At 68.4% G+C, this 16,854-nt stretch carries 12 protein-coding genes; 5 read left to right on the top strand and 7 right to left on the bottom strand.

All coding sequences use genetic code 11. The annotated features are described in order from the left end of the window. Positions 1 to 147: 147 nt before the first annotated feature. Positions 148 to 867: a peptidoglycan-binding domain-containing protein gene (locus C0R46_RS01165; RefSeq protein WP_198598211.1), complete on the bottom strand. Its 720-nt coding sequence runs from the start codon at positions 865 to 867 to the stop codon at positions 148 to 150. Between the two features lie 61 nt (positions 868 to 928). Beyond that, on the bottom strand, positions 929 to 2,749 hold the full coding sequence (locus C0R46_RS01160) for a sensor histidine kinase (protein ID WP_198598210.1): 1,821 nt from the start codon (positions 2,747 to 2,749) through the stop codon (positions 929 to 931). 397 nt (positions 2,750 to 3,146) lie between these two features. On the opposite strand from C0R46_RS01160, the gene C0R46_RS01155 reads away from it, so the two are divergent. Next, complete coding sequence (locus C0R46_RS01155; protein WP_102957751.1) at positions 3,147 to 3,662, top strand: DUF5330 domain-containing protein; 516 nt, start codon at positions 3,147 to 3,149, stop codon at positions 3,660 to 3,662. Positions 3,663 to 3,734: 72 nt separating this feature from the next. Continuing rightward, positions 3,735 to 4,160, top strand: coding sequence for a SufE family protein (locus C0R46_RS01150; RefSeq protein WP_102957750.1), 426 nt, complete (start codon positions 3,735 to 3,737; stop codon positions 4,158 to 4,160). A gap of 5 nt (positions 4,161 to 4,165) precedes the next feature. Here the strand turns inward: C0R46_RS01150 and C0R46_RS01145 are convergent, their stop codons facing one another. Both C0R46_RS01145 and C0R46_RS01140 read right to left on the bottom strand, forming a co-directional pair. After that, entirely contained in the window at positions 4,166 to 4,669 is a 504-nt protein-coding gene (locus C0R46_RS01145; RefSeq protein WP_102957749.1) for a DUF6456 domain-containing protein, read from the bottom strand. Beyond that, positions 4,669 to 5,091, bottom strand: a complete 423-nt coding sequence (locus C0R46_RS01140; RefSeq protein WP_102957748.1) for a helix-turn-helix domain-containing protein — start codon at positions 5,089 to 5,091, stop codon at positions 4,669 to 4,671. The genes C0R46_RS01145 and C0R46_RS01140 overlap by 1 nt, the downstream gene beginning before the upstream one ends. Before the next feature lie 223 nt (positions 5,092 to 5,314). Between C0R46_RS01140 and C0R46_RS01135 the strand changes: the two genes are divergently transcribed. From C0R46_RS01135 to C0R46_RS01125, 3 genes are all read left to right on the top strand, one after another. Further along, positions 5,315 to 5,791, top strand: a complete 477-nt coding sequence (locus C0R46_RS01135; protein ID WP_102957747.1) for a hypothetical protein — start codon at positions 5,315 to 5,317, stop codon at positions 5,789 to 5,791. Positions 5,792 to 5,854: 63 nt separating this feature from the next. Next, a complete protein-coding gene (locus C0R46_RS01130; protein WP_198598242.1) occupies positions 5,855 to 7,669 on the top strand; it encodes an IlvD/Edd family dehydratase in 1,815 nt (604 codons plus the stop codon). Between the two features lie 12 nt (positions 7,670 to 7,681). Beyond that, positions 7,682 to 8,566: a GntR family transcriptional regulator gene (locus tag C0R46_RS01125; protein ID WP_245413365.1), complete on the top strand. Its 885-nt coding sequence runs from the start codon at positions 7,682 to 7,684 to the stop codon at positions 8,564 to 8,566. A 70-nt stretch (positions 8,567 to 8,636) separates the two neighbouring features. Here C0R46_RS01125 and C0R46_RS01120 read toward each other — a convergent pair whose 3' ends face one another. From C0R46_RS01120 to C0R46_RS01110, 3 genes are all read right to left on the bottom strand, one after another. Further along, on the bottom strand, positions 8,637 to 9,050 hold the full coding sequence (locus tag C0R46_RS01120) for a VOC family protein (RefSeq protein WP_102957745.1): 414 nt from the start codon (positions 9,048 to 9,050) through the stop codon (positions 8,637 to 8,639). A gap of 93 nt (positions 9,051 to 9,143) precedes the next feature. Beyond that, entirely contained in the window at positions 9,144 to 11,231 is a 2,088-nt protein-coding gene (gene pbpC / locus C0R46_RS01115; RefSeq protein WP_102957744.1) for a penicillin-binding protein 1C, read from the bottom strand. A gap of 48 nt (positions 11,232 to 11,279) precedes the next feature. Further along, entirely contained in the window at positions 11,280 to 16,781 is a 5,502-nt protein-coding gene (locus C0R46_RS01110) for an alpha-2-macroglobulin family protein (RefSeq protein WP_245413364.1), read from the bottom strand. Positions 16,782 to 16,854: the final 73 nt, after the last annotated feature.

The raw sequence follows: 16,854 nt of genomic DNA, 5'->3' as shown, positions 1-16,854 counted from the left end.
CACCGCTCTCCGGCAGCAGCTCTGAGCCCGAATCTGGGGTGGCAGGAGCGGCCGTCTACCGGGTGAGCGGTCAGGCTGCTGGCAAGTTCCGCATATGGCGAGCCGCCGCCGCTGGTGCTCGGCCAGCGTCGGCTTTGAAGCGCTCGCTCAGTTCACCGCGCCGATGTCGATCAGCCGCTGCAGGATGCGGGGCTGCGGCGTGCCGGTGACATCGAGCCCTTCGAGCGCCTCGAAGGTGCGGATCGCCGCGCGCGTCTGCTCGCCGACGATGCCGTCGGCCTGTAGCGTCGCGACCTGAGCCGAGGTGAGGCCGCTCTGGATGCGGCGCACCAGTTCCTCCTTCGGCAGCTGGCTGAGGGCGGCCGAGCCTTTCGCCTGCGCCGGCACAGCCGCCGCACGCCGGGCGGGCGCGATCGTGCCGGTCTCGTCGCTGCCCATCCGCTCATCGAGGCTCGCGACGCGCTGTGTCTCCGAGCTGCGCTTTCCGCCGGCCTGCCCGCCAGCTCGCGCGCGGATCTGGCTCAGGAGGACGGGCGAAACCTGTCCATCGGCCCGGACGCCAATCTCGGATTGATAGGCCTTGATGGCTGCCGTCGTCGCGGGCCCGGGGCGCCCGTCCACGACTGCGGCGTAGTGGCCGGTCTCAGCCAGCGCGGCCTGGACTTCGCGCACCAGCGGCACCGGCATCGTCGCAGCGTCCTCGCCGGAGGCGAGCCACCGGCTGGCGAAGGAGCCGCTCGCATCCAGGCGTGTCGCGAGCAGCGGGCTTGGATGCCGTCCCGGCTGCGCGTAGAGCGCGTTCACGGTCAGGCAGCCGAACAGCGCAGTGAAGGCGGCGACGCCGCCCGACAGCAGTGGACGGCGCATCGCTGCCCGGCCGCCGGCAGCCGCCAAGCGTCCGCAGCCGCTAGCGGCGCGCCGCAGCAGGCTAGGCCGAGCGGCGCGTTGCGAGCTGCGGCGAATCGGGGCTTTTTTTCGTGCGGGCATCGGTCAGTGCTACGACGTTTTCCTTGAGATTGGGTGAGTCCTCGGCGACCTGCATGCAGTCGAGTGGCAGGCGCACCGTGACCATGGTCCCGACCCTCGGCTCGCTGGCGATCGCCATGGAGCCGCGGTGGAGTTCGGCAAAGGCCTTGACCAGCGAAAGACCGAGACCCGTGCCGTTGTAGCGGCGCGCCAGGCCGGAGGAGACCTGCGTGAAGGGCTGCCCCAGCTTGCCGATCTCCTCGGCCGCAATGCCGATCCCGGTATCGCTGACGGAGAGGATCATGGTGGAGCCTTCGACACGGCTTTCCAGCGTCACGATCCCACGGTCGGTGAACTTCACCGCGTTCGAGAGGAGATTGAGCAGCATCTGATGGCAGGCGCGTCGATCCGCGACGATCGGCTGGCTGCCGCGGTACGGCCGGACGTCCAGGCGCAGGCCCTTCGTCTCCGCCTGCGCCCGCATCATCTCGGCTGTCGCCTCCATGACGTCGGCCATGTCGAAGCTTTCCGGCTGCAGCTCGTAGCGGCCGGCCTCGATCTTGGAGATGTCGAGAATGCCGTTGACGACCGACAGGAGGTGCTCGCCGGACTGCCGGATCAGCCCGACATATTCCTTCTGCTTGGGACTCTCGAATCCTCCGAAGAATTCCTGATCGAGGATGTCGGAGAAGCCGATGATGGCGTTCAGCGGGGTGCGCAGCTCATGGCTTACCGCCGCGAGGAACTGGCTCTTGGCGAAGGATGCGCGGCTGGCCGCCTCCAGCGCCGTTTCCAGCACAGTATCCTCGCGCAGCCGGTCGCCGATGTCATTCAGCACCAGCACGATCGCCGCCAGCCGCCCCTCGCCGTCACGCACCGCGCGCAGGCGCGCCTCAACGTTGCGCATCCGACCATCGGCTTCCAGGCCGTCGCGCACCCGCAGTGTCAGCGTCGCCGCATCCTTATCGGAGCGGAGCTCGCTCATGGCGGTGAGATAGGCGATGCGGTCGGTCACGTGGACCAACTCGACGAACCGCGGCAGGCTCACCTCGGTTCGAAGACCGAGCATCGCTCTGGCGGGATGTGAAGCCGCACGCAGATTGCCGGCACTGTCGAAGCGGAGAACCGCAAGACCAGCCACGTCTTCGACGGCTGCGGCTTCGCACGCATCCTGATCCTCGTGCAGCGCGGCGCTGCCGCCACTCCGCCGAAGGCGCGCGACCAGCGAGCCGGCATAGCCGAGGAGGGTGAGACAGGTGATCGCCGCGGTGACGGACAAGCTCATCGCCGGCTCTGGGGTCAGGCCATGAAGCGCTGCGGCGGCCGCGGCCGCCGCGACGATGCCCGCGAGCGAGGCCGCAGCCAGGCGGCGGCTGCCGCCCAGCCAGCATTCCAGGGGCGCGATCATCAGCACGAGGAGAAGCGGCGACTGCACACCTCCGGTAAGACCGGCGACGGCTGTCACACAGAGTCCCGCGACAAGGCTCAGAGCAGCCGTGATGAGGTCGAGCCGTCCCGTCGCCGCCAGGAGGCCCGCGGCCGCCAGCAGCAGCCCGGCCGCGATGGTTGGCACCGCGCTGACAAGTACGCTCGCCCCTGTCGCGATCAGCAGCGGCGAGGCGACGGCGGCCGCGAGTCCGGATCCGATCAGCCAGGCGAATGCGGTCACATGGCGTGCACGCTCGCTCGGCGCGCGGACCTGCGAGGCGACCAAAGCGGCAAGCCATCCGCCGAGGCTGGCCAGGAGTTCATCGGCGTGTGTCGCCGAGCTCCTGCCATGCATCCTGGACTCTGCTGTCATCTGCCGCCTGTCTTACGCTTTACTCGCAGTTCCACCCGAAGACGGAACCATCGCATTGGCTGAGATGGATCATCGGCTTAACCATTTAAGGAAGGCATAAGCGGGGGCATCGCCGACCTTCCGATGGGCCTGTTTTGTCGCCGATCGGGCGCCTGAGCGTCGGGTTGCTGCAGGCTTGGTTAACGAGCCGCGAAGCCCGTCAATGCTGCAGCGATTCCAGCGGCTTGCTCGAGCATCGGGTCCGATCCGCCGAGAATAGATACAATTTGAATCGAACTTGCCTCGACGTTTCAACGCAGCATTCGAGCGGCCGGCGCATTGTGGCTTTCGAGCGGACGAGCCGGGCAGACCGGACGCCGCGATCGACCGGGGCAATGACATGCGCTTCATCCTGAAATCGGCTTTCTGGCTCGGCCTCCTCGCCTTCATGCTTCCGGGCAGCGGCAAGGAAGGTCCGAACATCTCCATGTTCCAGGCGCTCGCCGGAGCCGAAGAAGCGCTTCAGGATGTCACCGGCTTCTGCAGCCGGGCGCCCCAGGCCTGCGAGACCGGCCGGGAACTTGCCGCCTTTGCCGGTGAGCGCATTGGCGACGGCATGATCATCGCCTACCGCCTCGTCGGTGAGCAGGCTGAGGGCCGCCCGGCGCTCGGCGATGCTTCCGCCGACGCAGCCGCCGAAGCAGGCTCGGCTTTCGCCGCGGCCGAGCCGACGCTGACCGATCCGGTCGAGACCGGCACGATCGAGACTCTCATCCGCGCTCCGCAGCCTTACCTCGCCCCGGTCCGCTCCGCCGCTAGCGACACGGCTGACACGGCCGCGATCGATGAGACGCCTGTCGCCGAAACCTCGATGGTGCGTCACCTGCCGATCCCGTCGCCCGCTCCGAGGGCCTGACAAGCGCCGCCCGTTTGCCTATATGCCGACGCAGCGCGCAGCCGCCCCGACACTGCGCCTGCCGGATGCCCCATGCAGACGATCGACGACATCACCGCGGACTTTGAGCTTCTTGACGATTGGGAAGACCGCTACCGCTATCTCATCGAGCTCGGCCGTGCCCTCGCGCCGATGCCCGAAGGCACCGTCAACGATGCGAACAAGGTACCCGGCTGCGTCAGCCAGGTTTGGCTGGTGAGCGAGGCTGACGACGCCCGGCCGCCGCACCTGCAGTTCCGCGGCGAGTCCGATGCCCACATCGTGCGCGGCCTCGTCGCCATCGCGCTGGCGCTCTTCTCCGGCCGCAGCGCACCGGAGATCATGGCCACGGACGCCGAAGCCGCATTTGCGCGCCTCGGCCTCCAAGAGCATCTGACGCCGCAGCGCTCCAATGGCCTGCGCTCCATGGTCAATCGTATCAAGGCCGATGCCGAGGCGGCGCTCGCCGCGGCCGCCTGAACACCTCACTTAGGCTTTCCACCGACGGTCGGCCGGTAGTCGTCGGCACCCCAGTGATGCGATCGTCGCCGGCCGCCTGACACCTCCCGTTCGAAGCCGTAGTGCCTCGCCAGAATGCCGAGCCCCGCCTTCAGCAGCAGTTTGGCCGAGCGCGGCGGCCACTGGCGTTCCCGTTCGACCAGTTCGACCCCCTTCAGGAAGCAGCAGACGTCGAGGCAGACGCCGGAGAGCTCCGGGCCGATGACGCGCACGGCCTGGTCGACACGCTGACGCGCATCGATCGCCGTATCGGAGAGGTCGGCCGCTCCCTTGGCGACACCGCTCCGGCGCGGCTCACGCTCCCAGCGCTGTGTGATTGACGGGGTTAGCGCCGCGCGGGTGAAGTCCGCCCGCAGACGCTCGCCGGCCATCACTTCAGCCTCGGACAGGAAGGGGACACCTTGCTTGGTGCGGCGCGTCGCCAGTCGTGTCAGCGGCGACTCGGCGTCGTTGAACGACGGACCTGCCATTACGCCCGACCATCGGCGCCTTCGGGCTGACCCAGCGCTTCGTCGATCGCGCCGGCCAGCCTCTCCAGCCGTGTCAGCAAGGCATCGAAGTCGGGATCGTCGCGCTGATCCTCGATGCGACGCACCGCATGGGCGACGCTGGTCCGGTCGCGGCCGAATTCGGCGGCGATCACCGTCAGCGGCATCTGCAGCACGACATGCGCCAGATACATCGCGACGTGTCGTGCGTGGCAGATCGGGGCCTGCGCGCGGTTCTGCCGATCGATGTCGCTCACGGCGATGTCAAAGACCGCGCTGGCGATCTCTCGCGTCAGACGGCAGCGAACACGATTCTGGATGGTGCGCGAGACCGGAGCGCTGCTGGTCCCCGGCAGATTGGTCAGGATTGGTGGAAAGGCTGTTGCGGCTTCACAGGCGGACATCGACGCTTACTCCCTCTGCCAATATGCCCTTGCTGGCTGTGCTCTATCCATAGCCGCCTAGACCGTTAATAGGAAATCTTTCTTATTATACTGGCGCTCCGTGCCAGCTGAACGCACTGCAAAGCCGGAGACGGTGCGCGGATTCACATCGGCAAGACAGAATCTTTTCCTCTACCCGGAGGCACCTTGGCAAAGTCGCGGCATCACTCAACCGGATGCTGCAATGACTGAGAAAAGCACGGCCTCACCGCTGGATGCGACACTGAAGGAGGCCGTCGGCCGCTACCTCGCGGCCCACCGCGCTAGCGCCGCCGAAGCCGGCGGACGAGCAGAACTTGCTGCGCTCCTGCGTCGGTTCGTCTCCTCCACCGTCGGCGATTCTGCAGCGCTACAGTCGCCGACGGCCTTCCGTCAGGCCGTCCCGGATATCCGCGATCGTCTGCTCCGGGAGGTGCGCCGGCTTTCGCGGCTCGGCCGTGCCGGCCATCCCGCCTATGACCTCAACAGGCATATCGCCCTCACCCGCACGCTGCGCTGGATCGACGGTGAAGCCGCGCCGCGCGAGACGAAGCAGCGGCTCTCAGGCCACGCTCTCAACCAGCGCTTCCGCAGCCGCTCTTGGCATCGATTCAATCAGAGCCGAACCCATCGCGACGGCAAGCCGAAGTCGGCGATTGCGTCAGCACCTCAGCGCCCGTAATGTATACGTTATTGCGAAATTGAGTCGCGGCGCCTGCTGGCGTTGGACATGGAAGGCGCTGAAATGGCAGTGGAACAGGGCAGGACGCTTCGTAGCCGCGCGTGGTTCGACAATCCCGACAATCCTGACATGACCGCGCTCTATCTTGAGCGCTACCTCAACTTCGGCATCAGCCAGGAGGAGCTGCAGTCGGGCAAGCCGATCATCGGCATCGCGCAGACCGGCTCGGATCTGTCACCCTGCAACCGCCATCACCTCGAACTCGCCAAGCGTGTCCGTGAGGGCATCCGCGAGGCGGGCGGCATCGCCATCGAGTTTCCCGTCCACCCGATCCAGGAGACCGGCAAGCGCCCGACGGCCGGCCTCGACCGCAACCTCGCCTATCTCGGTCTTGTCGAGGTCCTCTACGGCTATCCGCTCGATGGCGTCGTGCTGACGATCGGCTGCGATAAGACGACGCCCGCCTGCCTGATGGCCGCGGCAACGGTGAACATCCCGGCGATCGCCCTCTCGGTCGGACCGATGCTGAACGGCTGGTTCCGCGGCGAGCGCACCGGCTCCGGCACCATCGTCTGGAAGGCCCGCGAGATGATGGCCAAGGGCGAGATAGACTATCAGGGCTTCATCAAGCTCGTCGCATCCTCCGCCCCGTCCACCGGCTACTGCAACACGATGGGCACCGCCACGACGATGAACTCGCTCGCCGAGGCGCTTGGCATGCAGCTGCCGGGTTCGGCGGCGATCCCGGCGCCCTACCGCGATCGTCAGGAGATCTCCTATCTCACCGGCAAGCGCATCGTGGAGATGGTTGCCGAGGACCTGAAGCCGACGGACATCCTGACGCGCGAGGCCTTCATCAACGCCATCCGCGTCAACTCAGCGATCGGCGGGTCCACCAACGCGCCGATCCACCTCAACGGCCTTGCCCGGCATGTCGGCGTCGAGCTGTCGATCGACGACTGGCAGACCTATGGCGAGGAGATCCCGCTCCTGGTCAACCTGCAGCCGGCCGGCGAGTATCTCGGCGAGGACTACTATCATGCCGGTGGCGTGCCCGCGGTGGTCAACCAGCTGATGAGCCAGGGCCTCATCCATGAGGATGCGCTGACCGTCAACGGCAAGTCGATCGGCGAGAACTGCCGCGGCGCCCGGATCGAGGACGAGAACGTCATCCGCACCTTCGATCGGCCGCTGAAGACGCATGCCGGCTTCCGCGTGCTGCGCGGCAACCTGTTCGATTCCGCCATCATGAAGCTCAGCGTCATCTCGCCGGAGTTCCGCGAGCGGTACCTCTCCAACAACTCCGACCCGAACGCCTTCGAGGGTCGCGCCATCGTCTTCGATGGCCCGGAAGACTACCACCATCGTATCGACGACCCGTCGCTTGGCATTGACGAGCACTGCGTGCTCTTCATGCGCGGTGCCGGCCCGATCGGCTATCCCGGCGCGGCGGAGGTCGTGAACATGCGGGCGCCGAGCTATCTGCTGGAGAAGGGCATCACGTCGCTCGCCTGCATCGGCGATGGCCGCCAGTCCGGCACGTCCGGCTCCCCGTCGATCCTGAACGCCTCGCCTGAGGCGGCAGCCGGCGGCGGTCTTGCCCTCCTGAAGACTGGCGATCGCGTGCGGGTCGATCTCGGCCGGGGGACAGCCGACATCCTGATCAGCGACGAGGAGCTCGCCGAGCGCCGCAGCGCGCTGGAGGCGGCCGGCGGCTACAAATACCCGGCCAACCAGACGCCGTGGCAGGAGCTGCAGCGCTCCGTTGTCGGTCAGATGGCGACGGGTGCCGTCCTGGAGCCGGCGGTCGCCTATCAGCGCCTGGCGCAGGGCGGCATCGACGGCACGATGCCGCGCATCCCCCGCGACAACCACTAGGCCGGAAAGGTCGTGCCGCGCTCCCTGCCCCGGACCGAGCGCAGCGACGATCATGCCGCGTCGGCTCATGCCGGCGCGGCCGCAGCCCTTGATCCGATCGGCCGTGCCGCCGGTGACAGTCTCTCCGGCAGGCGTGACGTCGCCGATGCCGCCGAGCCACGGCCACAGCTTGATGAGCTAGCCAGCTTCGAAGGCTATGAGCCCTTCGTGCGGGCGCGTCCGTCCAACCGATATGCCGAGACGCTGCCGGCGCGCGAGCGCGCCTATGCCGAGCTGAAGTTCAGGATCCTGCAGAACATCCTGCCCCCGGGCACGAAAATGCTGGAGGCGGAGGTCGCCGACCTACTGTCGATGAGTCGGACGCCGATCCGCGAGGCGCTGATCCAGCTTGCCAAGGACGGCTTGGTTGAGGTGCGGCCGCGGCATGGCATGACGGTGACCGCCCCCGCCGCAGAGGACCTGCGCGACATCTACGACGTCTTCTCGGCGCTGGAGGTGGTGGCGGGGCGGCTCTGCGCCCGCAACGGCGTTCCGTCCCCTGTCTTGAGCGTACTCGACCGCGCCATGGACGACATGGACGCTGCGACCGAGACGGGTGACATCGCAGCCTGGTCGCGGCTCGACGACATCTTCCACTCCGCCATCGTCGAGGCCTGCGGCAATCCACGCCTGCGCGTCACGCTACGCGACTATTGGGACCAGCAGTATCGCGCCCGCGTCGCCATCCAGGACCTGCGGCCGCTGCCGCTCGAGTCCAATCGCGAGCACCGCGCGATCGTCGCGGCCTTCCGCGCCCGCGACGAGGCGGCGGCGGAACACTGGCACCGCCAGCACCGCGAGCGCTCAGACCGGCTTGCGCTGTCATTGCTGCGCAAGCGGCAAGCCGAGGTCGCCTGAGCGGGATCTCATTGCACCAATCCTGTTCGAAGACGCTGGTCCGCTCCGTGCCCGAATGGGAGGTGGATCGTCACTCCGTCGGCGCTGAGCCGGCCTTGTCGTGGTAGACGGCTTCTATGTTGTTGCCATCGGGATCGAGCAGGAAGGCTGCGAAGTATCCGGGATGGTATGGCCGATAGCTGGGCGCTCCGTTGTCCCGGCCGCCGCTGCGCAGACCACGCTCATGGAAGCGGATGACCGCCTCGCGGTGCTTGGCCTGAAAACCAATGTGGTGACGCCCGGTCAGCTGCCCCTGCGCATGCTCTGACAGCGGTGAGCTGACGAAAAGCTCGTCAGCCCAGAAATGATCCGGCCCGTGTCCGGCGATCGGCACCTCCAATGCGTCGAGAATGGCGGCATAGAACCGGCGGCTGACCTCGATATCGGCGACGACGAGGTGGATGTGGTCGATCAGGCGACCACGATGGGGTTCATCCGCTCCCAAGTCAGCCTCCTTTGGCCAAGCCGTCGCTCTGCCATGCCCTTGCAGAGAGGCTCACCCGCTGTGGGACATCACCGCAAGAGCGAGCGACTCGTTCTATTTCACCAGCACCCTCGCGCGCGCCGCGGCGCCCGCTGCATCCACGACGGAGATGTCGACGAAACCCGCCTCATGGGGCTGCCAGCTCGCCTGCCGCTGCAGCACCGACTGCGCCACCGGCGCACCGTCGACATACCAGGTGAAGGGCGGCCGCCCATTGCGCACCTTCAGCGGCAGGTCGGTCACCGCCATGCCGGCGCCGGCGCCGACCTCGGCAAAGCCGGCCTCCACATTGGCGCCGTTCGGCGGGAAGACGATCTCCGGCCCCAGCCCGTCCCGCGCCTTGGCGGCAGCGCGGCCGACGCGGCGCATCGGCGGCGGCAGGCCGTTGCCGGCCGCGGCGAGGATGCCGGGAGGCGGCCCGGGCAGGCGTTCCACCGGCCCGATGCGAGCGAACACGTCGTGCATGATCGGCACGGCCGCATCCTGGCCGACTAGGCCCGGCACCGGCGCCGCGTCGGGACGGCCGAGCCAGATGCCGACGACATGGTGGCCGTCGTAGCCGATCGACCAGGCGTCGCGGTAGCCATAGGAGGTGCCGGTCTTGTGGGCGATGGTGCCGGGCGAACCCTTGGTGGTCGCCGTCGCTCCAGCCAGAACGGAGGTCACGTACCAGGCGGCCTGCTCCGACAAGACCCGCCCGCCGATCTCCTGCGGCTGTTCAGCCTCGATGCGCAATGGCCGCGCCAGGCCGCCATCGGCGATGCCGGCATAGATTGCGACAAGGTCCTCCAGCGTCAGCCCAAGCCCCCCGAGGCCGATGGCGAGGCCCGGGATGGAACGGTCGCCCAGTTCCGGCCGCGCGCCGGCCCGCTTCATCCGGCCAACGAGGCGCGCCGGGCCGACGGCGCTCAGGAGCTCCACCGCCGGCAAGTTGCGCGACAGCTGCAGCGCGCGGCGCGCCGTGATGATGCCCTCGAAGGTGTGGTCGAAGTTCTGCGGCGTGTAGCCCGCGAAGGCCGCGGGGCTGTCGTCGACGAGGCTTTCGGGATGCGCCACGCCGCGCTCGAAGGCGAGGCCATAGATCAGCGGCTTCAGTGTCGAGCCAGGCGAGCGCAGCGCCCGCGTCAGATCGACATGACCTTGGCGCGAGGTGTCGAAAAGGTCCGGCGAGCCGACGCTGGCGAGGATTTCGCCGGTGTGATGATCGGCAACGAGGATGGCGAGGCTCACCGGCTTGGGCAGCGACGCCGCGCGCTGGCGCGCATAGCTTTCCAGCTGCTCCTGCAGGCCGCCATCGACCGTCAGCCGCACCGTTGCGCGTTCGGGCTCGGCAAGATGCAGCCGGGCGGCCGTGTGGGCCGCCAGCATCGGCAGCTCGCGCCGGCCCTCCGGCATCGCCTCGCGCAGCGCCCGCTCCGCCTCGCGGGCATCGATGATGCCAAGGTTCTGCATGCGCTTCAGCACGCGGTCGCGTGCTGCCTTGGCCCGCTGCGGAAAACGGTCGGGACGATAGCGCTCCGGCGACTGCGGAATGGCCACCAGCAGCGCCGCCTCCGCCGCCGTCAGCCGGCGCGGCTCCTTGCCGAGCCAGGTGAGGCTTGCGGCGCGGATGCCCTCGACATTGCCGCCGTAGGGCGCCAGCCGCAGATAGAGCGACAGGATCTCCGCCTTGGAATGCGAGCGCTCCAGCGCGACGGCGGAGAGGATCTGCTCGCCCTTGGCGGCAAGGCTACCCGTCGGCAGCGCCTTCAGCATGCGCGCGACCTGCATGGTCAGCGTCGAGCCGCCGGAGACGATGCGTCCGCTGGAGACACCCTGCCACGCCGCCCGGGCGAAGGCAGCCAAGTCGATGCCGCCGTGGCTGGCGAAGCGCCGGTCCTCCCAGGCGACCAGCATCTTGAGGAAGCGCGGGTCGACGTCGCTCGCGCTCGCGGCCAGCCGCCAGCGGCCGTCCTCTCCGGCAAAGGCCCGCAGCAGCCAGCCGTTGCGGTCGAGCACCTCGGTTGCAACCGGCGGCTCGGCAAAGGCGGCAACACGCGCAGAGACGGCGCGCTCGAAGGCGGCGTGCGCCCACAACCCGCTGGCCAGCGCAAGAGGCAGCGTTATGGCGGCCGCCTGCCCGAGGATCCGCAGCCGCGACATCGCCTCAGCCCCGATCGCCTGCCGCAGATACCGGCTGCCTCTCCGGTGTCACTGCAGCGGCCCGACGACGCTGACCTGCCCCTCATCGGTCTGGCCGCGGCGGTCCGGATTGTACATGTCCTCGACCACCGCCGCCGGATGCACGAAGCTGCCGGGCGAAACCGCGCGCACGATATAGGCGTAGCGGCGCACAGCCGTGTCGCCGCGCGCCTTGTCGATCGCCGCGATGAAGCGCTCGGCGCGGAACTCGGTGTGTGCCGCATCGCCAGTCAGCTCCAGCCAGTCCAGCGCCGCGACATCGCCGCCGCGTAGGATTGCCGGGTTGTCGATCTCCAGGCCCGCCGGGAGCGGATCGTTGAGGATGAGGCGCGCTGCCCCCTCGTCCACCGGCGTCACCTCAAGCACCGTCACCAGCCGGTCGCCTTGCGCGATGTTGGCGGCATCCGCCTCCTCGCCCTCCAGCGTGTAGTAGCGGCGGGTGATCTCGTAGCCGTTGGCACTCGCCGGCGGCGCCACCTTCGGCACGCCCCGCAGCGTCACCGCAGCCGTGACCGGAACGCTGTCGCGATTGGCGATCGCGGCCGTCTGCGCGAGTGCCGCCTCGTCAAATTCGGCCGAATACGGTCCGTCGATGTCCTGGCCGTCCACCGTCAGCTTCGGCGGGTTGCGGCCGAGCAGCGCGTGGGCCGCCAGCAGCGACCAGGCGTCTTCCTGCGTCGAGGTGCGCGGCTGCGCGGCACGGGCGAAGTTCACCTGCTGCACCAGCCCATCCAGCCCCACGCCGTCGATCTTGGTCTCAAGACCGAGAGTCAGGATCGCCGCGCTGTCGCGCAGCTGCGTGCCATAGTCGGAGCGGTCCTCCCGCACGCGGCCGGCATTCTCCACGTCCGATACGGCCGAGCGGAACACCTGCTCGGCCCGCATGCGGTCGCCATAGAGGGCAAGCGCTGCGCCGAGCTGCGCCTTGGCGATCGGCGTCTTGAAGTTCGGCAGCTCGTTGTCGGCGTAGTAGCGCAGGTCGCCGATCGCGGCCCGGCCGTTGCGGGCCAGCACGTAATAGGCATAGGCGACCGGCCCCCAGTCCGGCTGCTCCGGCAGGTAGCTCAGCGTGTTGCGCAGGTTGTCGACGGCGAGTTGAAGCCCCTCGTCCGGCACCTTGTAGCCGGCCTCGCGCGCTCGGGTCAGGAAGTCTGTGACATAGGCGTCCAGCCAGAGGTCGCCGCTCTCCGGCTGCCAGAGGCCGAAGCTGCCGTTGGACGCCTGGTTGGCGAGCACGCCCGCGATCGCCTTGTCGACCCGCTCCCGCACGTCCTGGTCGCGGCCAAGGCCGGCCTGCACCACCGTGCGGTCGAGATAGACCAGCGGCAGGGCCCGGCTCGTCAGCTGCTCCGTACAGCCATAGGGGTAGCGGTCGAGCGAGCGCACGACGCCGGCAATGTCGAACTCGGCCGCGCCGGTGACGCTGAGGGTCGCCGAGCCGGTGCCGGGCATGAAGTCGGCGAAGACGTCCGGCCCGAGCGACAGGGTGCCGCCATTGGCGGCCATCTCCAGACGGCTTTTCGTCACCGTTTCCGGCGCGATCGAGCGCACCGGCACAGTGAAGGACTTCGTCAGCGTCTCGCCACCGGCCATCTCGAAGGAAAGGTCGAAGCGGGCGTCGCCGACGGCCTCCGCCGTCACCGGGATCAGCACACGGCTATGGCCCTTGTCCGCCAGCTCGACGGGGGCGTCGGCGTTGGCATCAATCCGTGCAAATCCGTCCTCGGTCTTCAGCGACAGCGTCGCCGCCCCGCTCGGCCCATCGACATGGGTCATGTCGACGGCGATGCGCGAGCGGTCGCCGGGCGCCAGGAAGCGCGGACGGCTGACGGCGATCACCACGGGGTCGCGTACCGTCATCTCCGCATTGGCCTCGCCAACGCCGGTCTTCGACCAGGCGAGCGCCATCAGCTTCAGCGTGCCGTTGAAGTCCGGGATGTCGAAGCTCGCTGTCACATGGCCGTCGGCATCGGCCGTCAGTACGCCGGAATACAGCGCCACCAGCTCGTCCATCGGCGGCGGCGTGTCATAGCTGGCGCCCGCATCGCCGCCCGAGCGCACCGTCCCCGCCGCCCCCTGCATGCGATCGATCAGCCGGCCATAGAGGTCGCGAATCTCGACGCCGAGCTTGCGCTTGCCGAAGTAGAAGCCGGAGAGCGACGGCGGCTCAAAGCTGGTGATGTTGAGGATGCCGACATCGACGGCGGCCAGCGTCACATAGGCGGTCTCTCCGGCCGTGATGCCGGCGATATCGATGCCGATGTCGACCTTGCGCCGCGGCTCGATCTTATCCGGCGCCGTCAGCGAGACGGTCAGTGCCCGCTCGCCGGGATCGACGCTCGCATGCGTCAGGCCGATGGCCCGACCCGGCATGCGCTTGTCGGCGATGCTCATCGGCCGGTAGACGACCGCCGCAATATAGGCGCCCGGCCCCCAGTCGCGCGTTACCTCCAGCGTCACGTCGCCGCCCTCGGCGGGGATGTCAGCCGTCTTGGTGGCAATGACGCGCTCGTCCATCACCAGCACCTCGGCGCGGCCGGCGAAACGCGGCTCGATATGCACGGTCGCTGTCTCGCCGATCTTGTAGCGCGGCTTGTCCAGCGACACCCTGGCGACATCGGGCGTGTCCAGCGCCTTGGTCGCGACATACCAGCCGGCCTCGAAGGAGACGCTCGCCGGCAGTGCAACGCCCGCGGGATCCTTCAGCACCAACTCGTACTCGCCCCAGTCCACCGGCAAGGACAGCGGCGCGGCCTTGTCGGCGGCGATGTCGAGCGTGCCGCTGGCGACGCGCGCGCTGGTCCGGATCGGCTCGTAGTTCCAGCTGCCGCTGGTCGAGTACCACTGGAAACGGGTGTCGATCTTGTTCAGCACCCAGCTCGCGCCGCTGACCGCGACGCGCTGGCGATCGGCGCCGATCGCGACGACGTCGAAGCCGGCATTGCTGCGCTCGCCAACCGCGCCCTCGAAGAGCGGCTTGATACCGAGGCGGGCGCTGCCGCCGCTCAGCGGCAGGTCGAGACTGCGCTCGACCGGCCGGCCGCCGGCATCCACCACCCGCACCTGCAGCGCGGCCTGGAGCGGCTTCGTCGTTGCGGGCGGCTCGAAGGGATCGAGCGTCACGCTGGCCTTGCCCTCTTCGTCCGTCGTCGTGGCGGTGAAGGGCAGCCGCGTCGCCGTCGCCTCGTCCGTCGCGAGGCCGAACTGCACGCCGGGGAATCCTTCGATTACGTCGCTGGAGGTCAGCACCACCTCGCCGCTCGCTTCGAGACCGGTCGCCGGTGCACCGAAGAGGTAGCGGGCATCGACGGACACGGCCGGCGGCGCCGCCGGATCAAGGCTCGTGGCGTCCGTCGCGACGTCGAAGTCGATCTTTTCCGGCTCGAAGTCCTCGACCCGGATCGTCGTCTGCGCCAGCGCGGGGCGCTTGGGGTCGGTAAACAGCGCCACCGTCCACGTCCCGCGCATGGCATTGGCCGGCAGGTCCACCGGCCAGTCGAAGCCGCCGGCACCGGCGTCGGCGATCTGGCGACGCTGGAATTCGACGCCGTCCGGCCGCTTGACGATGCCGGTCAGCGTCAGCCCCTCCACCGCCTGCCCTTGGGCATTGCGGACGGTGCCGGTCAGATAGGCCGTGTCGCCGGTGCGGTAGATACCGCGCTCGCTGGTCAGGAAGACGTCCAGCGCACCGGCGGGCGGGCGGCCCTCGACGCCGCGGTCGGTCAGGTCGAAGGCGGACGCCGTGAGGTCGAGGAAGACGAAGTCGCTCCCTGTCCCGGCGGCCGAGGCGGTCAGCACGGCCGGCCGGTTGCCGCCGGTGCCGCGCAAGAGGCCGGCCGGGAAGCGCGCATGGCCGCTGGCATCCGTCCGCTCCGTTGCCAGGATCTGGTTGTTGGTCGCCACCAGCTGCAGCTCGACGCCTTCGAGTTCCTGCGCCTCGCCGAGCGAACGCGCGAAGACATGGAAGCCGTCCTCGGCGCCGAAGGTCGTCAGGCCAATATCGGTGACGATGAACCACTGCGTCGCGACGCTCTCGCTGTCGGCCTTGGCGTTCTCCGCCTTGGCTGACAGAAGGTAGACGCCGGGCTGCAGGTCCTTGACCATGGCCGAGACCGGCACGGCGGTCGTCACCTCGGCATTGGTCTCCTCGGCGACCTCGACCGAGCCTCTCCAGACGTCGGTCCCCTGCGATTCCGCGACGGCGTCGACCTCCCAGGAGGAGAGCTGCCGCAGGAAGCGGCTTTCGCCGATCGTGCGGGCGAGTTCGCGATCGCCGATCCGCTGCAGGCGCGCTTCAACCTTGGCGGTGTTGATCGTCGTCACCGGGATCGTCGCCTCGCCGCCGGCCGGCAGAACATAGGCGTTGGTGGAGAAGCGCACCGAGGGATCGCGGTCGCGCACATAGACACTGATGTCGGCGGGCTTGGTCAGCTTCTCCCCGTCGGCCGAAGCGATGCCGGCGCGCGCCACGATGCGGTAGCGCTCGCCATGCTTGACGCCGTCGACGCAGATCTGCGAGCCGGCAGCCGATACGGGCAGCGTCTCGCCGCCATCCACCGCGATGAAGTCGCCGGCTGTCTCGGAGTTGATCAGCGAGGGCGCCAGCGCATCGGAGAAGGTCAGGCAGATGCGGGGATTGGCGGCGTTGTTGTCGACCGTGTTCTCGGTGATGCGGAAGCCATGTGCTGCAACGGCCGCATCGAGCAGCGCGCGCGTGTCGCCGGTATCGGCGAGGGCAAGGCTCTGGCGATAGGCCTTGATCGCGGGCTTCCAGTTCTCGCCCGCCTCGAAGGCACGGCCGATCAGCCGGCTCGCCGCCGCCCGGTCTTCTTCGGTCTCCGCCGTCACATAGGCGTTGATCGAGGCGCTGAGGCGCAGCGTATCGTTCTGGCTCTTCTCCTCGTAGTCGTCCGGATTGTTGTTCAGCGCTGCCTCGGCCGTGCCGCGCCAGGCATTGGCGTCAAGAGGATTGCGCTTCAGCGCCTCACGCCAGATCCGCAGCGCGTCGGGATAGCTCAGCGCCGCCGTGGCCGTCGCGGCGATCACCTCCGGCGAGGAGGCGTCGAAGCTTGAATCCTTTTCCTCGTCGGCGATCGCCAGGCGCAGGCGCTTGGCTTCCTCCACCGCGGAACTTTCGACGAAGCCAAGCTCCGCGGCACGCGTGTCTGCGGCCGCCTCGTCGATCTCTTCGGCGATCACGACCTTGCCGGAAATGGCGTTCTTCGCCGCACGTAACTCCCCGACATCCTCTTTGAGGAAGCACCAGTTGCTCTTGGTGTTGAGCGTGTAGGCCTGACAGCGGTTGTCGGAAAGGCAGGCGGTCTCGCACAGGTTAAGGTCGACATCCTTCAGGACATCGTAGTCCTTGCCGAACATGTCGGCATCCTTGGACTGGATGATGCGGCGCTCCGCAGCGGTGGCCTCGCCGCCGAACATCGTCGCTGCACCGCCCGGCAGCATCGCCGCCACGAGCACTGCCATCGCCAGGAACTTGCCGGTCAGCCGCGTCATGATGCACTCCCCACCTTGGCGCGGAGGATATGCCGGAACGGAAAGCGGAGCTAGCGGGGAACCACAGGCGTCC

Source organism: Mangrovicella endophytica (assembly GCF_002893625.1).
GTDB lineage: Bacteria > Pseudomonadota > Alphaproteobacteria > Rhizobiales > Rhizobiaceae > Mangrovicella > Mangrovicella endophytica.
This window is presented reverse-complemented; position numbering and strand designations above follow the sequence as displayed.